The sequence below is a fragment of the Agarivorans albus genome (assembly GCF_019670105.1).
Taxonomy (GTDB): domain Bacteria; phylum Pseudomonadota; class Gammaproteobacteria; order Enterobacterales; family Celerinatantimonadaceae; genus Agarivorans; species Agarivorans albus.
Map to the genome: position 1 here is coordinate 847,565 of NZ_AP023032.1, position 24,285 is coordinate 871,849.

Genomic DNA, 24,285 nt, shown 5'->3' on the forward strand with positions numbered 1-24,285 from the left:
ATCAAGTAGGAAGTTAAGTATGAAAGTAATGAAGTATGCAATAATCGTAATGTTGATGCCTGCGATAAGTTTCGCAACACCTATATTAGATCAGAGCAATGATTATAATCCTTACGGCACAGTGAGTGCTCCAAATCCTAATGCTGATGCTGGTCAATTATTTACAGTTGGTATATCCGGTACTCTTGATAGTATCGAGTTACTTGGATGGAATCAGGCTACTGCTTTTGAAGCAAGCCGAGAGCATGAGTTAAGCCTTTTTAAGGTTGGTACAGAGTATACTCCCGGTAATGCTCTTGCCACTATCACACAAACTGCTGAAGGTTATTCAGAGCAATGGTTTAACTTCGATTTCAGCGGTTTCAATATTTCTGTCGAAGCTGGAGATGAGTTGTTAATGTTATGGAGCTCCGAAGGGTACTTTAAATGGAGGTATAACTCTTTTGCTTACGAGAACGGCGACCGTTTTATTCGTAACACTTACTATCCAGAAGGTACATTTGTAGAAAATCGAGACCAAATATTTCGAACATATGTAACTAAAGTTCCTGAACCTTCAAGTGCTCTTTTGTTGTTAGGGGGACTGGTACTGCTCATAACAAAGCGTTCAACCGGACGCGCCTTCGACGCGCGCGGTTAACGCGGCGTTATGTATCAAGGAAGTATCGATGTATTTTATAGAGCTGTTTTCTGATAAAGCAGACCAAGTAAGATTGGTTACTTTTCTCCTGTCAGCCCTTCTTGCAGTCTCTGTGCTTCTGTTAAACCAATACATCAATACCAAGAGAAATAAGCGTGACTTACTACTGTCCAAAATTGAAGATTTATATAAAACGTCAATAAAATATACGAACCTTTGTACTGAAATTCTTGATGATGTTCAGCACTAGAAAGTTAACTACCCGGCAGTTAATAAAGAGCATAGAAGGGAAATTCAAAATATCCTTAGAAAAATGGAAATGTTATGCGGTTTATACTTCCCTGATTCTGGCTTTGATACCAACGATTATCGGTTATGGAATATGGAAGTTCTCGAATACCTTGAAAAAGGTAAGCATGCAGAAGAAGGTGAAATTTATTGTATGTGGGACGATGCGCGACAACACGTAGTTAACGCAGATGCGAAACTGGCAGTTATATGCTCCAATTTAATGAAGGTATACGGCTATAAAACATAACAAAGCGTTAAAGACGGTATGACTATACAGTAAGGGTGCTATGAAGTTCTTAGGTCTGATTTTTTTTATAATTTTTCTCGTCGGGTGCCCTGCAATTACACGGGGTGTCGTAGAGAATCGCTCTGATAATCCAATTGTTATTTATTATTCAGGAAATCACACAGGCTCAGCCTATAAAATACCGACCAATAAGGCTATTGAAATCATCTGGTCTTATGGCTGCATAACTGTAGTACATAACGAAGAGTTGTTTTTCTTTGATGGAAGTGAGATTCCAGAAAAATATGTTAATATTCATTTGTTTAGCACTTATACAAACATAGTGTACATGGATGGCACATTGCGATTTTCAGCTGAAAATGGTGAGTATTTCAACTTGCCTCTAGCGAGTTCTTGCGGAAACGCATGACAAAGACATAAAACATCGCGCCCTTAGGGCGCTAGATTCGCAAAAAACACTCGCCGTTTATGGCGAAGCTAAACCACAATATTGGTTGTTATTTTAGTGGTCACCGAGTTAGCAATAAAACATTGCTGGTGGGCTTGATGATGCATTTTCTCAAGCTTAGTTAGACTCACCTCTTGCCCTGAAAAAGTCACTTTAGGGTTGAGCTTTACCTCTGTCATGGCCATTTTTCCTTGCTCATTTAAGGCCATTATTCCTACCGCTTTGTCTTCATAGCTATCCACTACCAAACGGTTTTTCGCCGCGATAGATAAGAAAAATAACATATGGCAGCTAGATAGTGAGGCAACAAAGGCCTCCTCTGGGTCAACGTTTGCTTCTACCGAGTAAGGCAACGGCACCACATGCGGTGACGACGAGGCTGCAACAGTTTGGCCGCCATCAAAGTGCCAATGGTGGCCTCGGCTGTAATGGTTGTCGGTATAAGCTTCATCGGTTTGGCGTTGCCACTCTACAATGGCGAAGTATTCAGACATAAGCATTCCTGCGGTGAGTTAGTAAAGTTAAAACAACACGGCCTTAGCATGCTGCAGTCGTTAGTGCTTGGCAATGACAAATTCAAGCTTAAGGGCATGGGCTTGAAATTTATTGCCAAGCAAGCAACTCTAATGGTTAACAGCGTTTTTTAGGAACCATTATGCTCAACATGAATTTTGACCAAGCCTTGGCGATCGATACCGAACAAATGGACTGGCTAGCTAGCCCCTCTGCTGGGGTATTGCGTAAACCGCTAGAGCGAGAAGCCAAAGAGTCTGGCCATGTCACCAGCATTGTGCAGTATCAGCCAGAGTCTTTTTTCCCTGAACATCCACATCCACAAGGTGAAGAAATCTTGGTATTAGAAGGCGTGTTTTCTGATGAGCATGGCGATTACCCAGCGGGTACCTATATTCGTAATCCGCCAGACAGCAAACATAGCCCTTTTAGCAAACAAGGCTGCGTGATATTTGTGAAACTTAATCAGTTTGATGTGCGCGACCTTACTCAGGTAAGAGTTAATACTAAGCAAACACCTTGGTTGCCGGGCATTGGGGGCTTGGAAGTAATGCCTTTGCATGAGTTTGAGCATGAACATGTTGCATTGGTTAAGTGGCCAGCCGGTGAGATTTTCCAGCCCCATCGTCATTTTGGTGGGGAAGAAATTTTAGTTTTGTCGGGAGAGTTTAAAGACGAACATGGTAGTTATCCTAAACTCACTTGGCTGCGCAGCCCGCATATGAGTCAGCATCACCCTTTTGTTGAGCAGGAAACGATTATCTTGGTGAAAACGGGTCACTTACCGGTAGAGAGTTAAGCACAATCGTAGGCAGGGGGATGAATCAGGACTTAGCGAGAAAGAAGTAAGAGCGGTGCCCAATGAGGAGAGTCGGGCGGGCACCGCCCCTACAAAACTGTTTACTGATCGTGTGCTCATTTGTAAAAGCTAACTTGGTTGTAATCACCGGCTTCTATACCTATGTGGATAAGGCTTTGACCCAATTAGCTTTGTTTAAAGAGTCAAGCGAGCTGCCATATGACTGAGCGACCAAAATAGTATATTCTATTATTGTATTACAATATGTGATTTAGCTTACAAAAGCAGCGATTATTTTGTTTTTGTTTATCTTAGCGATGACGACGTTAGTCGTTAGTGACTAGGGCCTGTTAATCTTTGGTGTTGAAATTTTATTCAAGATAAGCGGGCTTTAATCGCGGCGAGCACTTTGAAACCTAGTGGGCTAAGTGAAAAGTGTTCAACGAAGAGTAAAGTTCGCTTATCTTAGCCCTTCGGGCAGCATTTCTTAGCCATTTATTCAGTGTTAGCGAGTGATTATTAAGCCCACTTAACTGCACACTCACTGCCTTGCCTAAATGGCTAAGAAATTGCTGTAAAAACCATCAGCAAAGCTCAACAGGCCCTAACAACAAAGTCGCGCTCAATTGCGATAAGCAAAAAAAACAGGTGCGTAAAAAAACCTACACCTGCCCATAACAAGATCTAAAGGATTAGATTTTTTTGTGTTGGCGTCGTAAACCTAGTGCGATAAGGCCGATGCCAAATAAAGCCAAGGTTCCAGGCTCCGAAACCGAGACAATGGCAAATTGACCGTTAAGAATGGTATCGCGATAGGCTTCATCTTCATCACCAAGGTAAGGAGTATTCATATTGTCGGTGATGTTAAAGTTAAGCTGCCACACTAGGTTGTCTCCATTTTCCCAAAGCTCAAATAAGCTGCCGTAATCGGTAGAGAAAAAGTCTTCAGCTAGCGCATCGTCTATGGCTGCATCGTACCAGCTGTAGTCAAAAGACCCGGTTAGCGATACATCACCCATTACCGCGCTGCCAGAGTTAACAACTAGCTGCGCCACTTTAATGCTGTCACCATAAATAATCTCTCCACTGTTTTGGTCGTAACCTAGAACGCTAGTGAAGTTAATATTGATGTTGCCACCCTGGTCGAAGCTAACGCCACCCGTATCGGTAAACCCGCCGCTTAAATCGTTGTAGTCAAAGGTCATCGCCCAGTTATTATTTAAGCCAGCGTTATAGAGTGGGGTATTAGGATTTCGGTATAAACCTGTAGCATTGCCGTTGCCAGACTCAGTAAAGCTAGAGTTGACATCTGGGCTGCATAAGCCACCTGTGCAGTTGCCATTTTGCAGAGCCGAAGTAGCATGAATGTTAGTGGTTAAGTAGTCTGCCTTGGCTGTGCTAGTACCACCTAAATTTAAGTAGAAGGGCACCGCATGGGCTACGTTTATGCTAGCCGCGAGCACCAAGGCCCAGCAGCAAGAAGGGAGTATCTTCATTTTACATTTCCATTATAAGTTGATGATAGTAATCAGCTTTTCCGTTTTACAATAATTGCTGACTTATTTGTTGTTAAGCAAAAAACAGACCTATCAATATAACCTTATAAAAAATATGGATATTGATTTTTAATTGATGCATCAAAGACTTATATAATGTAAAAAAAGCCGACAGGGATTTGTTTAAGCGAATTGCCCTAGGGATAAAGGATCTAAAATGAATGTGATTGAATTACGTGAGTACCAAATTAAACCTGGAAAAACCGCTCAATGGCTTAATTTGATGGAAAAGGAAATATTGCCCTACCAACGAAGTAAGGGAGTGGAGGTGATTAATAGCTATCTATATTGTGACGACAATGGCGATGAATGGTTTGTTTGGTTGAGGCAGTTTAAAGATGAGCAAAGTCGCCAAGAGATTTGCAGCCAGCTGTATGATCAATGGTGGATTAACGAAGTACGTCCCAAGGTGTTTAGTTTAATTGAAGAGAGGAGTGTAAAAGTACGCACGCTACAAGCGGCTTTTAGCGCAAACTAAACTAATTGTATTCACTAAGGCAATGCATTTTTAACTTGCTGTAGTAGCTGCTCGATTTGTGCCTTATTGTAAGTTTTTGAGTCTAAGGTTTGCGTGCTGGCTCGCTCAATTAGCTGGGTTGCTACAAAGGCTTTAAATGGCGGCTCGCTGGCCGAATCATTAAACAACATGTCTACCGCCTGGGCCGATATTGCCGCAAAGTCTTGCTTAATGGTGGTAAGCGGAGGGTAGAAGTAGGCGCTATCGGCGCTGTCATCAAAACCAATTACCGCAACCTGTTGCGGTACCGCTAGGCTATGCTCGTGCAGGGCGCGTAATACTCCCAAGGCCATCTGGTCACTGGCAACTAATACGCCGTCGATAACCGCGCCATTGCTTAATGCTTCACGAGTAAGTTGATAGCCACTGCTGGCCAGCCAGTCTCCCTCAAGTTGAGCAACCACAGTAGCCTCAAAGTGCTTAATTTGGCTAAGCCACCCCTGTAAACGCAGCGTTGAAGCAGTTGAATCGTGAGGGCCTGTAATAAGCAACAAACGTTGGCGTTGCTGCTTAAGCATTAGCTGAGCAGCTTCACTGGCACCTTGATAATGAGCGGCACTCACCGAGTTAACTTGGCTGTTATTGGGAACATCGATAAAGACAAAATGCAGATCAGTGAACAGCTCTACCAATTGCTCGGCTTCTTCTTTAGTGAGGGGCAGGTTCACAATGATGTATTCAATACGTTGTGATTTTAACTCTCGAGTTGCTGTTACGATCTTTTGGTAGGCGTGTTCATCCACCACCGCAAACGAGGTGCCGTAGCCGTGCAATTGGGCTTGAATGCGAATATTGTTGGCAATGATCGAAATGCCATGCAGCGATACATCAAGGGTAATTAAACCAATAACCTTAGATTTAGCCCCACTTAATAGCTGCGCTCCTTTATTAGGCACGTAACCAAGTTTGTCGATAGCGGCATTTACTTTGTCACGTGTTTCTTGGGCAACATTACTGGCACCGTTGGTTACCCGAGAAACCGTTTGTGTAGATACGCCCGCCAACTCGGCAACCTGTTTAAATGTAACGCTCACCTGCAAATCCCTTGTTTTTAGTTCACTGTTTCGCTTTAGCAAGCAAATTGTAACACCCAGTTTAAGGGAAATCTTAGTTGAGCCAATAAAACGCGATTTAGCGCTACAGTAGTTACTGTGTTTTCGAAAACATAACTCGATCAATGTCACAAGTAAACGTTTTCCCTGTCGATCTCGATCACATTGTGCTGGCGATTAAATAGCCTTACACACCAAATAGGCGCATATTTCGGCTAAATGTTTACGCAAACACTTGGATGTTGTCATGAGTCAGATTGTTCACCTTTGTAGCAAAAATTGCAGCCTCATTATTAAGCTGGCGCGAGTGCCAGAAATTTTGCATTGGGGCAATAAAATAGAGCAGATAGATGAAGATATTCTGCTATCGACAGAGCGGCCAATTTCACAAGCCCGTTTAGATGTGGATGTGCCTTTAAGCCTTTGCCCTGAACTGGGTAGTGGCCACTTTAATGCCCCCGGAATAGAAGGGCATCGCAATGGTTACGACTGGGCGCCGGTTTTTACCACCACGGAACATTATTCAAGTGAAGGCTGTGCAGTATTCACTTTACGAGACGACGTTGCGCACTTAGAGCTTAAGATTGAAATAGAGCTTGATTACGACAGTGATGTGGTGAAAAAGCGCATTAGCGTAACCAACTTGGAACACACCAAGTACTATCTCACTAAGCTTTCCGCCACTTTGCCCTTACCGCATCACGCCAATGAGTTGATGACTTTTCATGGTCGCTGGAGCCGCGAGTTCCAAACGCACCGTCAGGCGTTCTCCCATGGTGGCTTTATGCAAGAAAACCGTCGTGGCCGTACTTCGCATGAAAACTTCCCTGGCTTGTTTGCCGGTAGCAATAACTTCGACCAGCAGAATGGTCAGGTGTGGGGCTTCCACTTAGGGTGGAGTGGTAACCACCAGTTACGCGCTGACGTAAAAAGTGATGGCCGACGTTTTGTGCAAGCTGGTGAGTTATTGTTGGCTGGCGAAGTACGTTTAGATTACATGCAAAGTTACAGCACTCCTTGGTTGTATGCCTGTGCTAGCAATACCGGTTTAAATGGTATTTCAGATCGCTTCCATCGCTATGTTCGCGCCAACATTATTAAGTTCCCTGAGAATAAACCTCGCCCAGTACACCTAAATACTTGGGAAGGTATTTATTTTGAGCACGATCCTGAATACATCATGAAAATGGCCAGCGAAGCCGCCGAAATGGGCGTGGAGCGTTTCATTATTGACGATGGTTGGTTTGTCGGTCGCAGTGGCGAGCGCAGTGCCTTAGGTGATTGGTATTTAGATGAGAAAAAATACCCCAATGGCCTAGAGCCGGTTATTGAGCATGTAAATCAACAAGGTATGGAGTTTGGTCTTTGGGTTGAGCCAGAGATGATCAGTAAAGACTCTATCCTATTCCGCGAACATCCAGAGTGGGTGCTAGAGCTTAAAGGCTATCATCAACCTTCTGGCCGTTGGCAGTACGTTCTTAACCTGCAAAACCAAGATTGTTTTGACTACTTGTTCGAGCGTTTAAGTGAGCTGCTTACTCGCTACAACATCGCGTACTTAAAGTGGGATATGAACCGCGAATTAGTACAGCCAGGTCATGTTGGACGACCAGCGGTTAATGGCCAAACTAAAGCGCTATATGCCTTACTAGACAAATTACTAGCAACACACCCTAAGGTTGAAATCGAGTCTTGCTCATCCGGCGGTGGCCGCATTGATTTTGAAATTCTAAAACGTACTCATCGTTTTTGGGCCTCAGATTGCAATGATGCATTAGAGCGCCAAACCATTCAGCGTGGCATGAGCTATTTCTTCCCGCCAGAAGTGATGGGCGCACACATCGGCCCAGACGAGAGCCATACAACCCGTCGTTGCCATCACATTAACATGCGTGGCATGACAGCATTAAGCGGACACATGGGGGTAGAGCTAGACCCAGTTAAAGTGGCTAGTGAAGAAAAACAAGCCTTTGCTCACTACATTGCGCTGCACAAAGAATATCGCCAGTTGTTACACAGTGGCCGAAGCTTTCGCTTAAATGCTTCGGATCATCGCCAACACATTAATGGTGTACAAAGTGACGACGAAATGTTGATCACGGTATGCCAGTTAGCGATGCCAGATTACGCCTTACCTGCACCCTTGCGGATTAGCTGTGTAGAGCCGGGAGCAAGCTACCAAGTTAAGTTGGTAGAAATGCCAGAGACCAGTTTCCAGTTAATGAAACAGCGCCCAAGTTGGTTAGATAAAACCCTCACTTTGAGTGGCGATAACCTGCGTGAAATTGGCTTAACCCTGCCGATTCTCGACCCCGAGTCAGCGCTAATGGTGCACCTGAAACGAATTTAGTTATTGAGTTTTTAGTATCAACCGAGTGGTCAGTGATTGCCGCTCGCCAACTTTTTGAAGGATTAACCATGTCTATAACAGTGTTCTTATCGTTCCTGCTGTTTACTGGCTTTGTGGGGGTATTTACCTACAACAAAGTTAAGAAAAACAAGCACGATTCCCAAGATGGCTACTTTTTGGGTGGCCGCAGCTTAACCGGTGGCTTAATTGCCAGCTCGTTAATTTTAACTAACTTAAGTGCCACCAGTTTTGTGGGTATGAGTGCCCAGTCTTACACGCACAATATGAGTGTAATGGGCTGGGAAGTAGCCTCGGGTGTTACCCTGATTATTATTGCCTTGCTGTTAGTGCCGCGCTATCTAAAGCAAGGTATTACCACCATTCCAGACTTTTTAGAAAGCCGTTATGACTTATCGGTGAAGAAGTTTGTCACCTTGCTGTTCCTATGCCAGTACGTGATTAACATTCTGCCTACTACCTTGTACGCCGGTGCAGTGGTATTAGGTGAAATCTTCGATATTCAAACTTTACTGGGTGTGTCTGAGTTTGCAGCTATTGCGATTATTTCTGCCACTATTGGTGTTTTAGGCTTCTTTTATGCCATTTATGGTGGCTTAAAAGCGGTAGTAATTGCCGATACCATTAACGGTGTAGGCTTAATTATTGGCGGCTTAATGATTCCGGTATTTGGCCTAATGGTGTTAGGTGGCGGTAGCTTTAGTGATGGCTTACATCAAATTGTTACGGTTGCACCAGAGAAGCTGCAGTCGGTGGGCACCTCAACTGATCCACTACCATTCTCAACCTTGTTTACCGGTTTGCTGTTAGTAAACTTGTACTACTGGGGAACCGACCAATCTATTATCCAGCGTGCTTTAGGGGCTAAAAACCTTAAAGAAGGACAAAAAGGGGTAATTTTAGCCGGTGGTATTAAAGTTATTTCACCATTGTTCTTAATTATTCCCGGTATTATCGCCTTTCATATGTTCGGTGCCGATGCAGGTAACCCAGATACAATGTATACCCGCTTGGTGAACGAAGTATTACCAAAACCACTAGTGGGCTTTTTTGTGGCGGTAATGTTTGGTGCCATTCTCAGTACCTTTAACGGAGTGTTGAATAGCTCAACTACTTTGTTTGCCCTTAACGTATACAAGCCTTTGTTTGGTCATGGTAAATCAGACCAAGAGTTGGTGGCTAAGGGCCGTGTGTTTGGCGTACTTATTGCGATTATTGCAGTGTGTATTGCACCATTTATTATGTTTGCGCCAGAAGGTTTATTCCAATATTTACAAATGGTTGCTGGCTTCTTTAGTGTGCCAATCTTTACCATTGTATTTGTTGGCTACATTTCTAAGCGTGTTCCAGCTATCGCTGCCAAAGTAGCCTTGGTGGTGTTTGTATCGTCTTACGCTGCGATGCAGTTAGTGTTTGAAACGCCTTTGCACTTCCTACACCAATTAGCCATCTTGTTTGTGGTTTGTACCATCTTAATGTTTGTAATTGGTGCCTTTAAACCACGCGAACAAGACTACGTTATGCCTATTAACAAAGACATGGATGTAACACCTTGGGAGTTTCGTTTTGAAGCATCGGCCATTGTGCTTTACATGGTATTGGGCGCGTTCATCATGTTCTCAGATATCGGCTTAATGTCAGATGATCCTACATTGCTGCAAACTTACGGATTCTGCGGTTTGATTATGCTGGTGGGTATTTTCTTCAGACACCTTAAACGTAAACAACTTCAGCCAGAAGCTGAAGCAAGCTAATTCTTAGCAGGCTTTTGCCCAGCCTTAGCGCTGGGCTTTTTTATGTCTAGAAACAAGGTTAACCGTTAAAGCTTACATCGCTTTAAACAAATGGTTGGCGCTGCGGCTTACCGGATATTCGCTATTGTCTTCTAATGCAACCGTGAGTTTGCCAAGCATGTTTTTGTTCACCCGTTTAATGGCGTTAACTCGAACTAAGGTTGAGCGATGAATCTGCCAAAACAAGCCCGGTTCAATTTGGCCTAGCAACTCTTTTAATGGCGTTCGAATAACGTAGTCACCTTGTTGGCTGCGTACCGTGGTGTACTTGTCTTCCGCCACAAAGGCCAAAATGTTATCGATGGCAATAAGTTCTACCGCCTCTCCTTTACTGGCTCTTATCCACTGCAAGTATTCGGGCTTTTCGTCTAGTGCTTGCACTAATGCTTGAAGGTCGTAGCTGGGGCTAGCATCAGCACTTGTTTGGCGCTGCTGAATACGTTGGCAGGTTTGCAATAAGCGCTGCTCATCAATGGGTTTAAGCAAATAATCAACGGCTTGTTGTTCAAAGGCTTGAATCGCATATTCATCAAAGGCCGTGGTGAATACAATATGTGGTGGTTTAGCTAGCTGATTGAGCTTTTGTGCCACTTCAATACCGGTCATGCCGGGCATACGAATATCCAGAAATACCACGTCGGCGGCCAGTTGTTCGGCAGCGGCTAAGGCGCTTGGGCCATCGCCGGCCTTATCTACAATCTCTAACTCTGGCCAACATTCCCCCAGCATTTTGTCTAAATGAAAACGCAGTAAGGGTTCGTCATCAACAATTATTGCTCGCATGGAAACTCCAATTTGGCCAAGGTGCCGCCGGTTTCTAAAGCTTGAATATGTAAACTAGCTTGATTGGGAAATAAGCTCGCTAGCCGTTTTTGGATGTTGCTTAAGGCCAAACCATGGCCTTGTTTGGCAGCTTGCTTAAAGCCAATGCCGTTATCTTCGATAGTTATTTGCCAGCGCTGCTCGTCCACATTAATGCGCACATTTACATGGCCGCCTTCAGCCTTGGGTTCAATGCCATGAAAAACCGCATTTTCAACTAAAGGCTGCAATAACATCGGTGGCAATTGGCGCTGGTTAAGCTCTTGCGAAGTAAGCGTTACTGAATACTGCAAACGCTCACCTAAGCGAATTTGTTGAATCGCTAAATAAGCACTAATACCTGCTACCTCATCTTCTAGGCTAATGCTCTCTTGGCGGCTTTTTTTAAGGGTAACTCTTAATAGCTCGGTAAATTTATCTAACAGAATTTCTGCTTGCTTGGGCTCTACTGCGATGAGTGCTTTTAAATTAGCTAGAGTATTAAACAAAAAGTGCGGCTCAATTTGGCTTTGCAGTAATTTTAGTTGGCTGTAGGTAAGTGCTTGCTCCGCTTTTAGCTTTTCTAACTCAGCTTGTTGTAGCGCCGAAGCCATACTTAGGTTTTGCTCACGGCTAAAGAAGTAGTAGTAAATAACGGCACAGAAAAATAGGCCAATAATCACTACTTTAAGCATTAAGGGCCAATCAAAATCGTCGTAATAAGGGCTTATCCAATACCAAGTATGGGCGCTACCAATGCTTAAGGTGAGTGGGGCGCTCAGCACAAATGCCCAAAAGCTACTCATTTTGGGAAACATGGTATCAATCAACATAGTGGTGCAAGTGCCTACCGTGCCAAAGCCTAAGGCAATAACAAAATGCATCCAATAGGGACCGCCCCAAATTGCATTGGTGAGGTAGGCAATGGGGAAGGAAAACAGCGCGCAAATTGCCAACGAGCGCCACACTGATAAAAGGCATTTATTGTTCAAAAGAGTCCCTCGAGTTTTATTAAACCAACTTTGTTTTCTGGTAATAAGCTATATACCGCATCACTCGCTCCACCAAGATAGCGCAGCCTTGCGCCAAGCGTCCATCCTTGGCTAAATTCGTAATCCAGCCTTGCTGTAGCGATCACGCCACCATCTTCTGGCGCTAGCATTAAATCAAACGCCGGTTGCCAATCTTCTATGTCACGATGCCAATGCAGCATTACATTGTGTTGCAGCAAATTTTGACCATTAAACACTTCCCCTTGGGAAAAACGTAAGTTGCTAATGTCGCCACTTTGTTGCTGCAAGTAATAACTAATATCGGCGACTTGTTGCCATTGTGTCTGGTTTAGCGCGCGGTTATCAAACCAATATTCTAGGATAAGGTTATCACCATTTAAATTTGCCCAGGTCATGCCTATTAGTGCTTGAAAACCATGATTAAATTCTTGTTCGATTACTGGTGATACTTGACCAATGTTGCTGCTGTTTAGTTGGCTAACGCTGCGCTGATAATGCTGCTGGTAACGGCTCTCGGCATGTACTTCCCAAGCATCGCCAAAGGTGGTGACCCAAGTTCCACCTAAGTTAAGCGCGCGTTTATTATCGTAATAGCTTACTGCCTGCCATTCGCTATCGTTATTAAGTTGGTACCAACGTAAACCTAGGCCCCGTTGTTGTAGACCTTCGGATTCGGTTGCTAGGTAAGAGTCGGTATAAAATAAAGCATATTCACCATTACCACTAAACTGGCTAAGGCTTAATACGCCCACTCCTTCTTCTACTTGAATAGCTACCGGATTACGCCGATAAGGCAGGAACATATCTAAAGGGCGAAAACCATAACTTACGCCTAAGTCGATGCGTTGTTTACCAACTAACAAGTCTCGCTCGGCTAGCTCGGTTTTCCAGAATAGCTCGGCCACAATTAAATCATGCTGGTTATCTTGCTTTTGTTTGGCTTGGCTTAAAGCAACTAGCTGCCCTTGTACATTGCCATATTGAGGAAACCAGCGCAGGGCTGCATCGCCAAACCACTGTTCTTCACTGGCGAACACCGGGCTATTTGAAGCGCTAGCAAAACCAACATCCAACTCCAATTGCCACTGTTGCTGCCAAGCTGCTTGGCTAACGCTACTGAGCAGCAATAAAAACCAAGATAAAGCAAACCTAGTCAAAACGTATCCTAATTAAATTCTGTCCTTTGAGCATTAGCTTACGAGGGTGGCTAAGGGAACGGTTTTGAATGCGATAAACGGTTAGCTAAGTTGATAAAGTGCATCAAGCAGGGATAAGTGGTAAGGGAATTATGGGGGTGTTGTGTGGATTAATTGGAACGTGAATTACTATTCCTTCTTTCCACAAAGGCTTGCATACTTTTGTGCTGATGTTTTTGTTATTTTTCTAGCTAGGTGGCTGATGCGGCTTAGGAAAGGTGATAAATTGGGTTTTGTTAAATGTATGATAAGAGCAAAGTTGTTACCCCCTAGTGAGTACCTATGGAAACGATAAAGTTAGAATATTCAAAGTCTTTGATAAAGAAAGCTATAAGGTCTTATTGGTGGCGCCAAGTTGGGCCAACCTTTATTTTGTTTACCATAAGTTTGGCGGGCTATTTGATTTATTTAATATCAAACGGTGATCGTTCCTGGTTGGTGGGGCTTTCCGGTACGGTAGTTGTAATGGCTGTTACAATTATGACCGCGTTATATTTTGTGCATTATAAAAGATCAATTGCTAAGCTTGCGTCTATGGGTAAACCTGAAGCAACTCTAGAGCTAGAAAGCTATCGTTTTCGTGTGGCATCAGGGGCTGGCAGCTCTGAAATTGAATGGTCATTAATTAAACAAGTATGGAAATTTGATGGCTTATGGCTCTTATTCTTTAGTGCCGGCGAGTTTATGACTTTACCAACAGAGAATATCAGTGGCGAAAATTTAGAATTTATTCTTACCAGGCTGGAAGAGGTTGGTGCCAAAGTTGTGTAACAAGGCCAAGCAGATGTAGCCTTAAAAAGCACCGGCTTGGACAGCCTACACTGCGCACCTTTGTGTTGTTGCTGTCGCTCTAAATTTACACAAAGGTGCTACGCTACGGCTGCCTCTGTTGGCGGCATAAGGCTTACGGAAGAGTAATTGTGCTTAAGTTCTCTAAAATTTTGTTCTGGTTAATTGGCGGGCTATTTCTTTTCTCGTTGGCTTTTCGAGCATTCGTGTATCCATACATGTATATAGCTCCAGGCGATCCTTACGGTATTTCTGACATCATTGAATTCTTCTTGGGCTTGTTGTTCATGGCACTGATAGGTGTTGCTGGGCTCACTTCTCTATTTCTCCTCATCAGGGGCCGTGAAGGGGAGCGAAAGTCGGGTGTATTTTTAGTTGCGTTTTGTAGCGCCATACTGCTCGTAATGGGGCCAGCCCGTGAACTGGCTTCATCTGTGTGGTAACGAAGCCTAACAAACAAAATAATCAAGCACTCGTCGCTGCGCTCCTTGCGGCGACAAGTGCCACTACGCGGCGGAGCCGCTGCACTGACCCATTTTTGAGGCGATAAGTACCTCAAGGACTTGCATCAATGGAAATCTCGGCGAAAAATATATCTAAAAAATCACTATTTAAATTTTTGTTAAAAAGTGTTGGTTACGGCTTAATCGCATACTGTTTGCTACTGGGGGTATTATCTCTTTTCGGCTTTGAAACAATCGCTTTCAATGAGCAATATTACACTGGTATCAAAGGGCTATTAGTATCATTGCCCCTTGGCTTCGTTTTAGGGTTGATTTTCACTTGTTTTGTTTGGTTAATCGGCATCTTAGGCTTGTGGATAAATTCATTTTTTAGTGGGGTAACTATAGTTTTTAAAGGTGTTTCAGAGAATGTTGAAGAATAGTTATTGTGATGAGTGGCTTAAGAGTGAAGGTTCTCAGTTGATTAAATGGAGGTTTAACTACCCAGGGAATCTGTTATTACCTACTCAGGTCTTCGCAGTTCTTCTTACCCTAAATTTACTACTCACATAACTACGTGTTTGCGGAAGCTATTGACCCTAAAGTGATCTTGCCAACTGACTTGTAGTGCCGTTAAAACTAACTCGCACATTAGAATACATGTGTTTTTTAGCCTTTGAGCCATGAGGTTCTTATGAAGGGGGAAACCATTAGAGGAAGAAAGAAGTACCCAGAGTGCCGCTGTTGATTTTAGCCCTTGAACCATGAGGTTCAAGGCGGGAAACAAGACCCTACCGTAGGCTTCTCAGTCGGGCTGAGCATGCTCAATAGCAGGGAAAAATTACCCTTAAGATACAATTATCGGCTCAGGGACATCACCAACTGGCGAACACCCCAGGAAACTAAACTCTTTATACACTGTAGTAAAACTTCGAATACCCTGCGAGTACCCTATTCAACATTACCCACTGGTTGGCTCTGCTCTAGCAAGGCGCGTTCAATGGTGTTTTGTAGCTCTACTATGCGCTGATTCATGTTATCAGCATAATTCTGATTTTTTGCTTGTTCGTTATGCAGCTCGTAAGAGAGGTGCAAACCAACCATTATGGCTAAGTGCTCGGTACTATTAACGCTGCTCTTTTCTTTGAGCGCTTCTAAACGTTGAGATAATTCGTCGGCGGCTTGGCGAAGTTTATCTTCTTCACCTACCGGGCAAGCTACTCGGAAGTTCTTGCCTAACAATATTATGTCTACGCCCTGCGTCATGATTCGCCTTAGCTAAACTCTATTATCGACTGAATATATAGCGCAGCGCGTTAACTTGCAACCATTGTTGCTGCGGCTTGGTGCAAGCTGCGGCAATAACGAGCAGTTTGCTGTAAAGCTAAACAAATCTGCGTTATCGGTCTCATAAAACCCAGTTTGTTTGCTTGAATATCACTAACGATTTGTCCACCATAGCCAACTATAATTATTTGAGCGTTAACGCTAACGCCAGTTTACAAAGTTTTTTAGGTAACAGGATACAAAGCTTCATGGCGCAAGCAGGCAGTTTTGCCGATGAACGTCGCAGATTTTATCGCATTGTTTACCCAGTGCGTTTGATTCAGCTCCTCATAAAAATGGTTAACACTAAAATTGCCAATGTTGACCCTCAAGGCCGCAAAAAATCAGAAGTGAAAGACGCTTACGCTGCGCAGTTCATGCCGATGATGTACTTAGGTGATCATGTTTTCCCGGTGTTAGATGTATCTGAAGGTGGCTGCCGTATTCAATGGCGATCTTCAGCGGAGCCTTTGCCTATTTCCAGCAAAATATTGGTGGGGCGGATCATTTTTCATAAAGACCTAAGCAAAATTGTTGATTACCTGCCCAAAGATCTCCAAGACGAATTCGAAGATTTGAGCCTGCTTTACAGTACCGAAGGTTACGAGCATCAGTTCGAGGCGAGAATTATTCGCAAGATTGAAAACAAGCGCGATCCATACCCACAGTTGTGTCTGCAATTTACCAAGACCACTCACATGTCGGCGCGATTTATTCGCCAGCAAGAAAGCACCTTAATTAAACTGTTTCGCGATCAATATATTGAGCGAGTGCGCCTGCGCCGCCAACAGCTGAAAGAAGCTCAGCAGAAATAGCCCTTAAACTGCCACTAAATATAAGTTTAAAAATGGCTGCTGCCCTTAAGCAGTGTTAGGATTAGCCAACTAAAAGTAGCTAGGTATTTAATGTGACTAAAATTGCATATCCAGATTACGAAGATCTGGGTGAACTACTCATAGGTTCAAAAATATTGGTAAGCCCTGCCGAAGTTCATGGTCTGTTAAGCGGCCTACTGGCAGCGGGTTTGCCCAGTGATGGCGACTGGATGAGCCAGATTAATGCGCTTATTAACGATGGCCAAGGTCTACCTGTTGAGATTAAAAAGCAGCTAAAAATTGTAATGGAAGCTACCCACAGCGGTATGAGCGACAGCTTGTTAGGTTTTCAATTAATGCTGCCCGATGACGAAGTAGTGGTAGAAGAGCGCACCGAAGCCTTAGCTCAATGGGTGCAAAGCTTTTTAGTGGGTTTTGGGGTAGTGCAAAACGACCTAAATAAACTCTCGGAAGATGTGCAAGAACTGGTTAAAGACTTCACCGAAATTAGCCAATTATCTTCCGATTTAGATGATGACGAAGAAGAAAACGAACAAGCACTTTTCCAAGTAGTGGAATACGTGCGTATTGGCGCTATAACTATCTTTGCTCACCTAACTGCCAGTGATAGCGACCAACAACAACCTACATTGCATTAAACACTCATAAGCCAAGGAGTTGCTGTGTTTTTACAACGTCGTCAGCAGTTATTTGCTGCCATGTCAGACAACAGTGTTGCGATTTTTTGCGCTGCCGAAGAACAAACCCGCAGCCGCGATACTGAGTTTCCCTTTCGCCAAGACAGCGACTTTTATTACTTCTCTGGATTTAACGAACCTAGCGCATTGTTATTGCTGATCAAACACGCTGGCGAAACTCGCACCGTGTTGTTTAATCGCCGTAAAGATAAGCTCGCCGAAATTTGGCAAGGCCGCCGTTTAGGCCAAGAGCAAGCCGTTAGCGACTTAGGCATGGATAAAGCCCACGCCATAGAAGAGCTAGGCGAGCACTTACATCTTGAGCTAGATGGTTTAGATAAGGTGTATTTGGCGCAAGGGCGTTACCCGGCTTACGATCAACAAATTTTTGCTGCCATCGAGTGCCTACGCAATGGTTTGCGCCAAGGCTTTAAAGCGCCTAAGCAAATCGAAGACTGGCGCTTAATTGTTGATGAAATGCGCTTGATAAAATCGGCCGACGAAGTGGCGCTAATGCGCAAAGCGGGCGAGATTTCTGCCGCTGGTCATGTGCGTGCTATGCGCAGTTGTAAGGTCGGCATGTGGGAATACCAGTTAGAAGCCGAAATTCATCACGAATTTTTAATGGCTGGCTCACGCGCACCCGCTTACGGCACCATTGTTGGTGCTGGCGACAACGCTTGTATTTTGCATTACACCGAGAACGAAAGCGTGATGCAAGATGGCGATTTAGTGTTGATTGACGCGGGCGCCGAATACCAAATGTATGCCGGTGACATTACCCGCACCTTCCCGGTAAACGGCAAGTTTAGCCCAGAGCAAGCCAAGCTTTACAAGGTGGTTTTAGACGCCCAGTTAGCCGCTTTAGATATGTTAAAGCCGGGCGTGTCGATTTATGAAGTGAACCAAGTAGTGCTTAACATTATGGTAAGTGGCTTGGTTGATTTAGGCATTATGCAAGGTGATGTAGCCACACTTATTGAAGAAGAAGCTTACAAAGAATATTACATGCACGGCTTAGGACATTGGATTGGCCTAGACGTACACGATGTGGGTGACTATTACGATGTTAAGCGCACTCGGCCATTGGTAGAGGGCATGGCCATCACCATTGAACCTGGCTTGTATATTCCTGCAGATGCCGAGGTGCCAGCGGCTTATCAAGGCATAGGTATTCGTATTGAAGACGATGTGGTTATAACCAGCGATGGTCGTGAAATTCTGACCAGCGATGTGCCTAAATCTATTGCCGAAATAGAAGCGTTAATGGCAAATGGCTAGTATGAGCAAGCCCCAAATCCAAGACCAAGAGCAGTATCAGCACTTTGATATTGCCATTGTGGGGGCGGGCATGGCAGGCGCAAGCCTCGCCTTGGCCTTAAGTAATGGCCGAACTGAGCAGCCATTACGCATTGCGGTAATCGAGGCTGCCGAGCTAAATTTTGGCCAACACCCAGGCTTTGATGGTCGCGCTATTGCTTTATCGGCTGGCTCAGAGCAGTGGCTTAAACAGCAAAACTTGTGGCAATACTTAGCGCCACATACCTGTGCCATAGAGCATATCCATGTTTCAGATCGTGGCCATTGCGGTTATACCACCTTAGATGCTCAGGAGTATCAGCTTGATGCCCTTGGGCAAGTGATAGAGCTAGAACACGCGGGTCGCGAGTTTCACACACTACTTAGCCAACGCCAGCAGGTGCAGTTGTTTTGTCCCAACAAGGTAAACAAGATTGAGCAGCAGTCAGAGCAAGTACTTGTAGAGCTAGATAAGCAGCAAACCATTAGTGCTAGCTTATTAGTGGGCGCAGATGGCGCGGAGTCTTTGGTGGGTAAGCAAATAGGCAATCAACAGCAACATGATTTTGGCAAGTTTGCCTTAATTGCCAATGTGCAGGCAGAGCAAGATCTCGCTGGTCGCGCTTTTGAACGCTTTACCGAAGATGGGCCATTAGCGCTATTACCAATGACCGACAATCGTTGGTCGGTCGTTTGGTCACTTACTGGCGAGGATGCTCAGCGCCTGCAAGCGGCCAGTGAAAGTGAGTTTTTAGCCGAGCTACAGCGCGCTTTTGGTTACCGAGCTGGGCGCTTTATTGGTGTAGGCAAACGTGTTGCTTACCCACTGTTGCTGCGCCACTACCCACGCTTATTTAGCCACCGTTTATTGGTACTCGGCAATGCTGCCCATGCGCTGCATCCTATTGCCGGGCAGGGCTTTAATTTAGGGCTGCGCGATGTGGCAGCTCTGGCGGAACTAATTCAACAGCAGTGGAGCTGCGGCGGAGGTCTAGGCGCGCACAGCCTATTAGATGCATACCAACAAGCGCGAGAGCAAGATAATGCCCGCACTATCTCTATGACATCTACGCTGGCTAGTTTGTTTGCCAGCAACGACAAAACTTCGGTGGTTCCACGAAACCTTGGCCTAATGGCTATGCAACTTTCACCTCGCTTTAAATCGCTGCTAGCGAAACAAAGCTTAGGTTTATATCTCTCTTAATCAGGACTAGGACAGGCAAATGCAAGCGGTTGATTTAACAATTATTGGTGGTGGAATGGTAGGTTTGGCCTTAGCCAGCGCTCTGGCCGACAGCCCATTGCGTATTGCCATTGTTGAACCTAAACCCTCACAGCCGCCAGAACTGAGCGAATACAGCTTGCGAGTGAGTGCACTTAGTTTGTCTTCTCAACAGTTTTTACAATCGCTAGGAGTATGGCAAAGCATAGTAGAGCAGCGAATCGCGCCTTATAATGACATGCAAGTTTGGGAGCACGACAGCTTTGCTAAAATTCGTTTTCAAGCAGAAAAGATGATGGTGCCAAACATTGGTCACATTGTAGAAAACGACATTATTCGTCATGCCTTATGGCAACAAGTTAGCCAGCAGAGCAATGTTACTATTATTGAGCAGGCAGTAGACAAATTACACCGCGGCGATAGTGAATCATGGTTAAGTTTTGCCAACGGCCAAGGCTTAAGCTCTAAACTGCTGGTGGCGGCAGATGGCGCAAACTCTTGGCTGCGCCAGCAATTAGATATTCCTCTCACTTATTGGGATTACCAGCACACCGCCATTGTGGCCACCATTAAAACTGCGGAACCACACCAAGATTGCGCTCGTCAAATATTTACCCCTGAAGGGCCTTTAGCTTTTCTACCATTAAGTGATGCCAATACCTGTTCGATTGTTTGGTCGGTTTCCCCCGACAGAGCCGCAGAGCTGCAAGCCACGAGCGAGGCTGAGTTTAATAAGCAGCTAACTATGGCCTTTGATAATCGCTTAGGTTTGTGTGAACGAGTAGGAGAGTGCGCCGGCTTCCCGCTGCGGATGCGTTACGCGCGCGATTTTGCCGGTAAAGGTTTTGCATTAATTGGCGATGCCGCCCACACCATTCACCCCTTAGCTGGGCAAGGTGTAAACCTTGGTTTAATGGATGCTGCCGCGCTAGCGCAAGAGCTCATTGCAATGCAACAAGAAGGCAAGAGCATTAACGACTACGCCAATTTACGTCACTTTGAGCGCTGGCGCAAAAGCGAAGCCAGCCAAATGATCGCCTCAATGGAGTTTTTTAAACGCTTATTTGGCAACGCCAACCCAGCACTTAAGTTACTGCGTGGAGTAGGCATGAGTTTGGTAGATAAGGCCGAACCGCTCAAGCAACAAGCCATGCGCCGCGCCTTGGGTTTAGAAGGTGACTTACCTAAACGAGCTAGCTTAAAAGCCTAAGTTTTAGCGCTGACACTCAGAGACAGTGCCTGCGCTTTTAGTTGTTAAGCTTATTGAGAGTGGTGCCCGATGAGGACATTGAGTTGTTGTACTCATTGATGAACACTCTGCGGGAGCATCAGCGCATAGATTGCCAACGCGTAACTATTTTTCTGTCAGGCTTGAAATTAAGCTACTGCTGCTTAACATTCGTCACGTTGAAACTCCATTATCGGTCCATTGAATCCTGCTCTTTTTATTGCTATCTGCATCCCGTAGTTGTTTTCACTAGTGTCGATAATAATCCTTTTAGATTTGTTCCTAGCTTGTATGTGTTGCGTTGCAAAAACGAGAGCTCGGGTTGCTAGTCCTTGTCCACGCATGTTTTTGTTAGTAAACACAGGACCAATAACTGCGTCGGAGAGTTCTACTGGGTAATGCTTGCAGCGGCCATAAGTAATGAATCCGTGGCTATAAAGTGTTTTCTTAGTTCCAGAGCAATACATTGAACTTCTCTTCAACGAGATTTTTAACAGAAGCTTTAAGAGTGCTCTTCCTGAGCCAAAATGGTCACTCAGCATGCTTATATTTCTAATAAATGAGGTGAAACTATCAATAATCACCATCTTGCTTTTAGAAGAATGATCTTTCTTTTCACAAGGAAGAACTTCATTAAAGTCGAGTGAATAAACAAACTGCTTCATCAGTGTAATTTCCAATGCACATGGTAAGGCTTAAACATCAGTTTCTTTTTGAATCGAGCTAATGTTTCAGAAGAGTTTACATATGAACCGTAAACGAAGTATTTAACACCTGAGTAGCCCTCAATGCTTTTTCTGGCAATTTCGGTAATAAGTAAGGGGACGATTCCATCTTTTTGGTAATCTTTGTGCCCAAAAAAATGTGAAAGCTCAAGAAGTTCTCCGGCGACTATGCAGCCCGCATAAGCGACTAGTTTTCTGTTGCTATCAAATACTCCAAAGTATGGATAGTTATGGGTGCCACTCTTAGATTTTTTATCAGTGTTAGGCTTTGGCTTGTTATTCAACATTTCTGCGTCCATTGCCCCTTGGCGAACGCTAGTCGAGCAGCGAATTTCGTAAATCTCATCAAGGTAGTCATTGTAAATGATAGGTTCGAATACATAACCCATGCGCAATGCTTTTCTTACGTTTCTTCGAGCTGAACTTTCTAGAGAGTTAAAATATGAATCGTAGTCGGCACCCAACGTACAAACCGCTACTCCACGGGTCATTCGGCCAAATATCGGCATTTTAGGATGTCGTCTTGTTACTTCTTTATAAAATGATCGTGTGAACTCGCTAAAAAAAGGTCCTTCATTTTTTGCAAGACTGTATTTTAAGGAAATGTTTAAGTTAGGTGATTTAAATATTAATCGTAGCTTACCTTTTAACTCATTAAGTGAATTCATTTGAGATCCCTTCATAATTCATTCACTTACAGGTTAGATGATAAATATGTTTATTATTATTGATCTTAATCAGTAAAAGCTGATGTTTTTTTGGTGGTTATTTTTAGTTATTACAGATGTCACATAAAAGCTTGGCCTTTCATGAATAACCAGCTGAGTTTTATTTAATGTCTATTTATTGCTTTGAATTGGCTATTATTTAGTGGTTACAACGCTAACGTTTACTACTTTGAAGAGCAGTAAATACTTAATACAGGCTGCGCCTGTATTTGGCTAGGCTCTTCGTGTCGTAAAGCTAGCTTGTATTAAGCTAAGCGAAATAACTGATTCGTTATTGGAGGGATTTACATCCCCAAAATGTCTAACTGGATGCGCTCAAACAGGTGATTTATTTTTATTAAGTTTTTTCTTGTGGATTAGTTTAACTAATGGTTTGTGGTTTTAGGTCAGCCTTTTAAATTGTGGTTATGTTTGCGCAGACTAGCAATAATTAGTGAATAACTAAGAATTGGCTTGGTTTGTTGGTGTTTTTTGCTGTTTTTGGGCATTTTTAGCTAAAGCTTGTCACCACGCTGTTGAAGGGATGTAAGCAAATTGTGCAGCTTATAGATTAGCTCAGCTTGTGATTGGTGCTTTCTTGTTGCGCACATCTCGCTATAATTGTTCAGCATTGGCAGGGGGAGTTTATCCTTCGCGTCCTCATAATAAAGGGATCAGCACATGACACAGCAAACGGTACTTCATCAAGCGCACCTCGACGCAGGCGCAAAGTTAGTGGATTTTCACGGCTGGGAAATGCCGATTAACTACGGCTCACAAATAGAAGAGCACCACGCTGTTCGCCAAGCCGCCGGCATGTTTGATGTATCCCATATGACCATTGTTGATGTGCAGGGCGAGCAAGCCCAAGCCTTCCTTCGAAAACTATTAGCTAACGACGTAGCCAAACTTACCGTTAAAGGTAAAGCGCTTTACGGCGGCATGTTAAACCATGAAGGCGGCGTGATTGACGACCTTATTACCTATTACTTTAGCGAAACCGATTACCGCTTAGTGGTTAACTCGGCTACGCGCGAAAAAGATCTAGCGTGGATCAACCAACAAGCCAGCGATTTTGCAGTAAGTATTACCGAGCGCCCAGAGCTAGCGATGATTGCGGTACAAGGCCCACAGGCTAAAAAGCTGACTTCTGCAGTATTAGACAACGACCAAAACCTCGCGATAGAAGGCATGAAGCCGTTCTTTGGTGTACAAGCTGGCGACTTATTTATTGCTACCACTGGTTATACCGGCGAGCAAGGCTACGAAATTGTGGTACCGCAAGATAAAGCGGTAGCTCTTTGGAAAGCACTAGAAGCGCAAGGTGTACAACCTTGTGGTTTAGGCGCGCGCGATACCCTGCGTCTAGAAGCAGGTATGAATTTATATGGTCAAGACATGGACGAGAGCGTATCACCGCTAGCGGCCAACATGGGCTGGACCATTGCATGGGAGCCGCAAGAGCGCGACTTTATTGGCCGCCAAGCCTTAGAAGCTCAAAAAGCCGAAGGCACCGACAAGCTGGTTGGTTTAGTCATGGAAACCAAAGGCGTAATGCGTGCAGGCCAAGCGGTTACGGTAGTGAATGAGTATGGCGAAGCGTTACCTGGTGTTGTCACCAGCGGCACTTTTTCTCCTACTTTGGGTCAAAGTATTGCCTTGGCTCGTATCGCCAATTGCGATGTAGAAGAAGCCTTAGTGGAAATGCGCAAAAAACAGGTTAAAGTGAAAGTAGTAAAACCTGTATTTGTGCGTAATGGCGCCAAAGTGTAAGCCCAAATAATCGAATTTTGTTTGTA

At 44.3% G+C, this 24,285-nt stretch carries 24 protein-coding genes and 1 other RNA gene; 15 read left to right on the forward strand and 10 right to left on the reverse strand.

Features of this window, described 5'->3' with window-relative positions; genetic code table 11:
- Positions 1-19: 19 nt before the first annotated feature.
- Positions 20-640 (forward strand): PEP-CTERM sorting domain-containing protein, encoded by a 621-nt coding sequence (locus tag K5620_RS04000; RefSeq protein ID WP_016403191.1) that lies wholly within the window; start codon positions 20-22, stop codon positions 638-640.
- Between the two features lie 313 nt (positions 641-953).
- Positions 954-1,178, forward strand: a complete 225-nt coding sequence (locus tag K5620_RS04005) for a hypothetical protein (RefSeq protein ID WP_040307513.1) — start codon at positions 954-956, stop codon at positions 1,176-1,178.
- 477 nt (positions 1,179-1,655) lie between these two features.
- On the opposite strand, the gene K5620_RS04010 is transcribed toward K5620_RS04005, so the two are convergent.
- Positions 1,656-2,120 (reverse strand): OsmC family protein, encoded by a 465-nt coding sequence (locus tag K5620_RS04010; protein WP_016403189.1) that lies wholly within the window; start codon positions 2,118-2,120, stop codon positions 1,656-1,658.
- 161 nt (positions 2,121-2,281) lie between these two features.
- Here K5620_RS04010 and K5620_RS04015 point away from each other — a divergent pair, with 161 nt between their 5' ends.
- On the forward strand, positions 2,282-2,938 hold the full coding sequence (locus tag K5620_RS04015) for a cupin domain-containing protein (RefSeq protein WP_016403188.1): 657 nt from the start codon (positions 2,282-2,284) through the stop codon (positions 2,936-2,938).
- Between the two features lie 692 nt (positions 2,939-3,630).
- Here K5620_RS04015 and K5620_RS04020 read toward each other — a convergent pair.
- Positions 3,631-4,434 (reverse strand): PEP-CTERM sorting domain-containing protein, encoded by an 804-nt coding sequence (locus K5620_RS04020; RefSeq protein WP_016403186.1) that lies wholly within the window; start codon positions 4,432-4,434, stop codon positions 3,631-3,633.
- A 217-nt stretch (positions 4,435-4,651) separates the two neighbouring features.
- On the opposite strand from K5620_RS04020, the gene K5620_RS04025 reads away from it, so the two are divergent.
- Positions 4,652-4,972 (forward strand): NIPSNAP family protein, encoded by a 321-nt coding sequence (locus K5620_RS04025; RefSeq protein WP_016403185.1) that lies wholly within the window; start codon positions 4,652-4,654, stop codon positions 4,970-4,972.
- 14 nt (positions 4,973-4,986) lie between these two features.
- Here the strand turns inward: K5620_RS04025 and K5620_RS04030 are convergent, their stop codons facing one another.
- Positions 4,987-6,045 (reverse strand): LacI family DNA-binding transcriptional regulator, encoded by a 1,059-nt coding sequence (locus tag K5620_RS04030; RefSeq protein WP_016403184.1) that lies wholly within the window; start codon positions 6,043-6,045, stop codon positions 4,987-4,989.
- Positions 6,046-6,310: 265 nt separating this feature from the next.
- Between K5620_RS04030 and K5620_RS04035 the strand changes: the two genes are divergently transcribed.
- Together K5620_RS04035 and K5620_RS04040 are read left to right on the forward strand one after the other, a co-directional pair.
- Positions 6,311-8,413 (forward strand): alpha-galactosidase, encoded by a 2,103-nt coding sequence (locus K5620_RS04035; protein ID WP_016403183.1) that lies wholly within the window; start codon positions 6,311-6,313, stop codon positions 8,411-8,413.
- A 68-nt stretch (positions 8,414-8,481) separates the two neighbouring features.
- On the forward strand, positions 8,482-10,185 hold the full coding sequence (locus tag K5620_RS04040) for a solute:sodium symporter family transporter (protein WP_016403182.1): 1,704 nt from the start codon (positions 8,482-8,484) through the stop codon (positions 10,183-10,185).
- Between the two features lie 72 nt (positions 10,186-10,257).
- Here K5620_RS04040 and K5620_RS04045 read toward each other — a convergent pair whose 3' ends face one another.
- From K5620_RS04045 to K5620_RS04055, 3 genes are read right to left on the reverse strand one after another with little or no spacing between them, the layout of a single operon-like run.
- Positions 10,258-11,007 (reverse strand): LytR/AlgR family response regulator transcription factor, encoded by a 750-nt coding sequence (locus K5620_RS04045; protein ID WP_016403181.1) that lies wholly within the window; start codon positions 11,005-11,007, stop codon positions 10,258-10,260.
- Positions 10,995-12,017 carry a sensor histidine kinase gene (locus tag K5620_RS04050; protein ID WP_040307512.1) on the reverse strand — a complete coding sequence of 341 codons (1,023 nt, stop codon included), beginning with the start codon at positions 12,015-12,017 and terminating at the stop codon, positions 10,995-10,997. The genes K5620_RS04045 and K5620_RS04050 overlap by 13 nt, the downstream gene beginning before the upstream one ends.
- Positions 12,014-13,195, reverse strand: coding sequence for a hypothetical protein (locus tag K5620_RS04055; RefSeq protein ID WP_016403179.1), 1,182 nt, complete (start codon positions 13,193-13,195; stop codon positions 12,014-12,016). Before K5620_RS04055 ends, K5620_RS04050 begins: the two co-directional genes overlap by 4 nt.
- A gap of 321 nt (positions 13,196-13,516) precedes the next feature.
- Between K5620_RS04055 and K5620_RS04060 the strand changes: the two genes are divergently transcribed.
- The 3 genes from K5620_RS04060 to K5620_RS04070 all read left to right on the forward strand — a co-directional run bounded on the left by K5620_RS04060 (position 13,517) and on the right by K5620_RS04070 (position 14,909).
- Positions 13,517-14,005, forward strand: a complete 489-nt coding sequence (locus K5620_RS04060) for a YcxB family protein (RefSeq protein ID WP_040307511.1) — start codon at positions 13,517-13,519, stop codon at positions 14,003-14,005.
- A gap of 236 nt (positions 14,006-14,241) precedes the next feature.
- Positions 14,242-14,466, forward strand: a complete 225-nt coding sequence (locus tag K5620_RS04065; protein ID WP_215426468.1) for a hypothetical protein — start codon at positions 14,242-14,244, stop codon at positions 14,464-14,466.
- A gap of 128 nt (positions 14,467-14,594) precedes the next feature.
- Complete coding sequence (locus tag K5620_RS04070; protein WP_040307510.1) at positions 14,595-14,909, forward strand: DUF502 domain-containing protein; 315 nt, start codon at positions 14,595-14,597, stop codon at positions 14,907-14,909.
- Between the two features lie 280 nt (positions 14,910-15,189).
- Here the strand turns inward: K5620_RS04070 and ssrS are convergent.
- Positions 15,190-15,370: non-coding RNA, 6S RNA (gene ssrS / locus K5620_RS04075), on the reverse strand.
- 47 nt (positions 15,371-15,417) lie between these two features.
- Positions 15,418-15,732: a cell division protein ZapA gene (zapA, locus tag K5620_RS04080; protein WP_016403175.1), complete on the reverse strand. Its 315-nt coding sequence runs from the start codon at positions 15,730-15,732 to the stop codon at positions 15,418-15,420.
- Between the two features lie 269 nt (positions 15,733-16,001).
- Between zapA and K5620_RS04085 the strand changes: the two genes are divergently transcribed.
- The 5 genes from K5620_RS04085 to K5620_RS04105 all read left to right on the forward strand — a co-directional run bounded on the left by K5620_RS04085 (position 16,002) and on the right by K5620_RS04105 (position 21,036).
- Positions 16,002-16,607 (forward strand): hypothetical protein, encoded by a 606-nt coding sequence (locus K5620_RS04085; protein WP_016403174.1) that lies wholly within the window; start codon positions 16,002-16,004, stop codon positions 16,605-16,607.
- Between the two features lie 92 nt (positions 16,608-16,699).
- Positions 16,700-17,266, forward strand: a complete 567-nt coding sequence (locus tag K5620_RS04090) for a UPF0149 family protein (RefSeq protein WP_016403173.1) — start codon at positions 16,700-16,702, stop codon at positions 17,264-17,266.
- Between the two features lie 24 nt (positions 17,267-17,290).
- Positions 17,291-18,586, forward strand: a complete 1,296-nt coding sequence (pepP, locus tag K5620_RS04095; protein ID WP_016403172.1) for a Xaa-Pro aminopeptidase — start codon at positions 17,291-17,293, stop codon at positions 18,584-18,586.
- A gap of 1 nt (position 18,587) precedes the next feature.
- Positions 18,588-19,808 (forward strand): 2-octaprenyl-6-methoxyphenyl hydroxylase, encoded by a 1,221-nt coding sequence (gene ubiH, locus K5620_RS04100; RefSeq protein WP_016403171.1) that lies wholly within the window; start codon positions 18,588-18,590, stop codon positions 19,806-19,808.
- 19 nt (positions 19,809-19,827) lie between these two features.
- Positions 19,828-21,036, forward strand: coding sequence for an FAD-dependent 2-octaprenylphenol hydroxylase (locus tag K5620_RS04105; protein WP_016403170.1), 1,209 nt, complete (start codon positions 19,828-19,830; stop codon positions 21,034-21,036).
- A gap of 182 nt (positions 21,037-21,218) precedes the next feature.
- Here K5620_RS04105 and K5620_RS04110 read toward each other — a convergent pair whose 3' ends face one another.
- Both K5620_RS04110 and K5620_RS04115 read right to left on the reverse strand, forming a co-directional pair.
- Positions 21,219-21,719: a GNAT family N-acetyltransferase gene (locus K5620_RS04110; protein WP_040307508.1), complete on the reverse strand. Its 501-nt coding sequence runs from the start codon at positions 21,717-21,719 to the stop codon at positions 21,219-21,221.
- Positions 21,719-22,447 (reverse strand): hypothetical protein, encoded by a 729-nt coding sequence (locus tag K5620_RS04115; RefSeq protein WP_221077445.1) that lies wholly within the window; start codon positions 22,445-22,447, stop codon positions 21,719-21,721. The genes K5620_RS04110 and K5620_RS04115 overlap by 1 nt, the downstream gene beginning before the upstream one ends.
- A 720-nt stretch (positions 22,448-23,167) precedes the next feature.
- Between K5620_RS04115 and gcvT the strand changes: the two genes are divergently transcribed.
- A complete protein-coding gene (gene gcvT / locus K5620_RS04120; protein WP_016403168.1) occupies positions 23,168-24,259 on the forward strand; it encodes a glycine cleavage system aminomethyltransferase GcvT in 1,092 nt (363 codons plus the stop codon).
- Positions 24,260-24,285 lie beyond the last annotated feature (26 nt).

Excerpts from the sequence above, each read along its gene's own strand:
- K5620_RS04020 (WP_016403186.1), bottom strand. The coding sequence starts at position 4,434 with ATGAAGATACTCCCTTCTTGCTGCTGGGCCTTGGTGCTCGCGGCTAGC.
- K5620_RS04065 (WP_215426468.1), top strand. The coding sequence starts at position 14,242 with ATGTATATAGCTCCAGGCGATCCTTACGGTATTTCTGACATCATTGAA.
- K5620_RS04105 (WP_016403170.1), top strand. The coding sequence starts at position 19,828 with ATGCAAGCGGTTGATTTAACAATTATTGGTGGTGGAATGGTAGGTTTG.
- K5620_RS04005 (WP_040307513.1), top strand. The coding sequence starts at position 954 with ATGGAAATGTTATGCGGTTTATACTTCCCTGATTCTGGCTTTGATACC.
- gcvT (WP_016403168.1), top strand. The coding sequence starts at position 23,168 with ATGACACAGCAAACGGTACTTCATCAAGCGCACCTCGACGCAGGCGCA.
- K5620_RS04115 (WP_221077445.1), bottom strand. The coding sequence starts at position 22,447 with ATGAATTCACTTAATGAGTTAAAAGGTAAGCTACGATTAATATTTAAA.
- K5620_RS04000 (WP_016403191.1), top strand. The coding sequence starts at position 20 with ATGAAAGTAATGAAGTATGCAATAATCGTAATGTTGATGCCTGCGATA.
- K5620_RS04025 (WP_016403185.1), top strand. The coding sequence starts at position 4,652 with ATGAATGTGATTGAATTACGTGAGTACCAAATTAAACCTGGAAAAACC.
- K5620_RS04035 (WP_016403183.1), top strand. The coding sequence starts at position 6,311 with ATGAGTCAGATTGTTCACCTTTGTAGCAAAAATTGCAGCCTCATTATT.
- K5620_RS04070 (WP_040307510.1), top strand. The coding sequence starts at position 14,595 with ATGGAAATCTCGGCGAAAAATATATCTAAAAAATCACTATTTAAATTT.
- ubiH (WP_016403171.1), top strand. The coding sequence starts at position 18,588 with ATGAGCAAGCCCCAAATCCAAGACCAAGAGCAGTATCAGCACTTTGAT.
- K5620_RS04015 (WP_016403188.1), top strand. The coding sequence starts at position 2,282 with ATGCTCAACATGAATTTTGACCAAGCCTTGGCGATCGATACCGAACAA.
- K5620_RS04010 (WP_016403189.1), bottom strand. The coding sequence starts at position 2,120 with ATGTCTGAATACTTCGCCATTGTAGAGTGGCAACGCCAAACCGATGAA.
- zapA (WP_016403175.1), bottom strand. The coding sequence starts at position 15,732 with ATGACGCAGGGCGTAGACATAATATTGTTAGGCAAGAACTTCCGAGTA.
- K5620_RS04040 (WP_016403182.1), top strand. The coding sequence starts at position 8,482 with ATGTCTATAACAGTGTTCTTATCGTTCCTGCTGTTTACTGGCTTTGTG.
- K5620_RS04110 (WP_040307508.1), bottom strand. The coding sequence starts at position 21,719 with ATGAAGCAGTTTGTTTATTCACTCGACTTTAATGAAGTTCTTCCTTGT.
- K5620_RS04060 (WP_040307511.1), top strand. The coding sequence starts at position 13,517 with ATGGAAACGATAAAGTTAGAATATTCAAAGTCTTTGATAAAGAAAGCT.
- K5620_RS04045 (WP_016403181.1), bottom strand. The coding sequence starts at position 11,007 with ATGCGAGCAATAATTGTTGATGACGAACCCTTACTGCGTTTTCATTTA.
- K5620_RS04085 (WP_016403174.1), top strand. The coding sequence starts at position 16,002 with ATGGCGCAAGCAGGCAGTTTTGCCGATGAACGTCGCAGATTTTATCGC.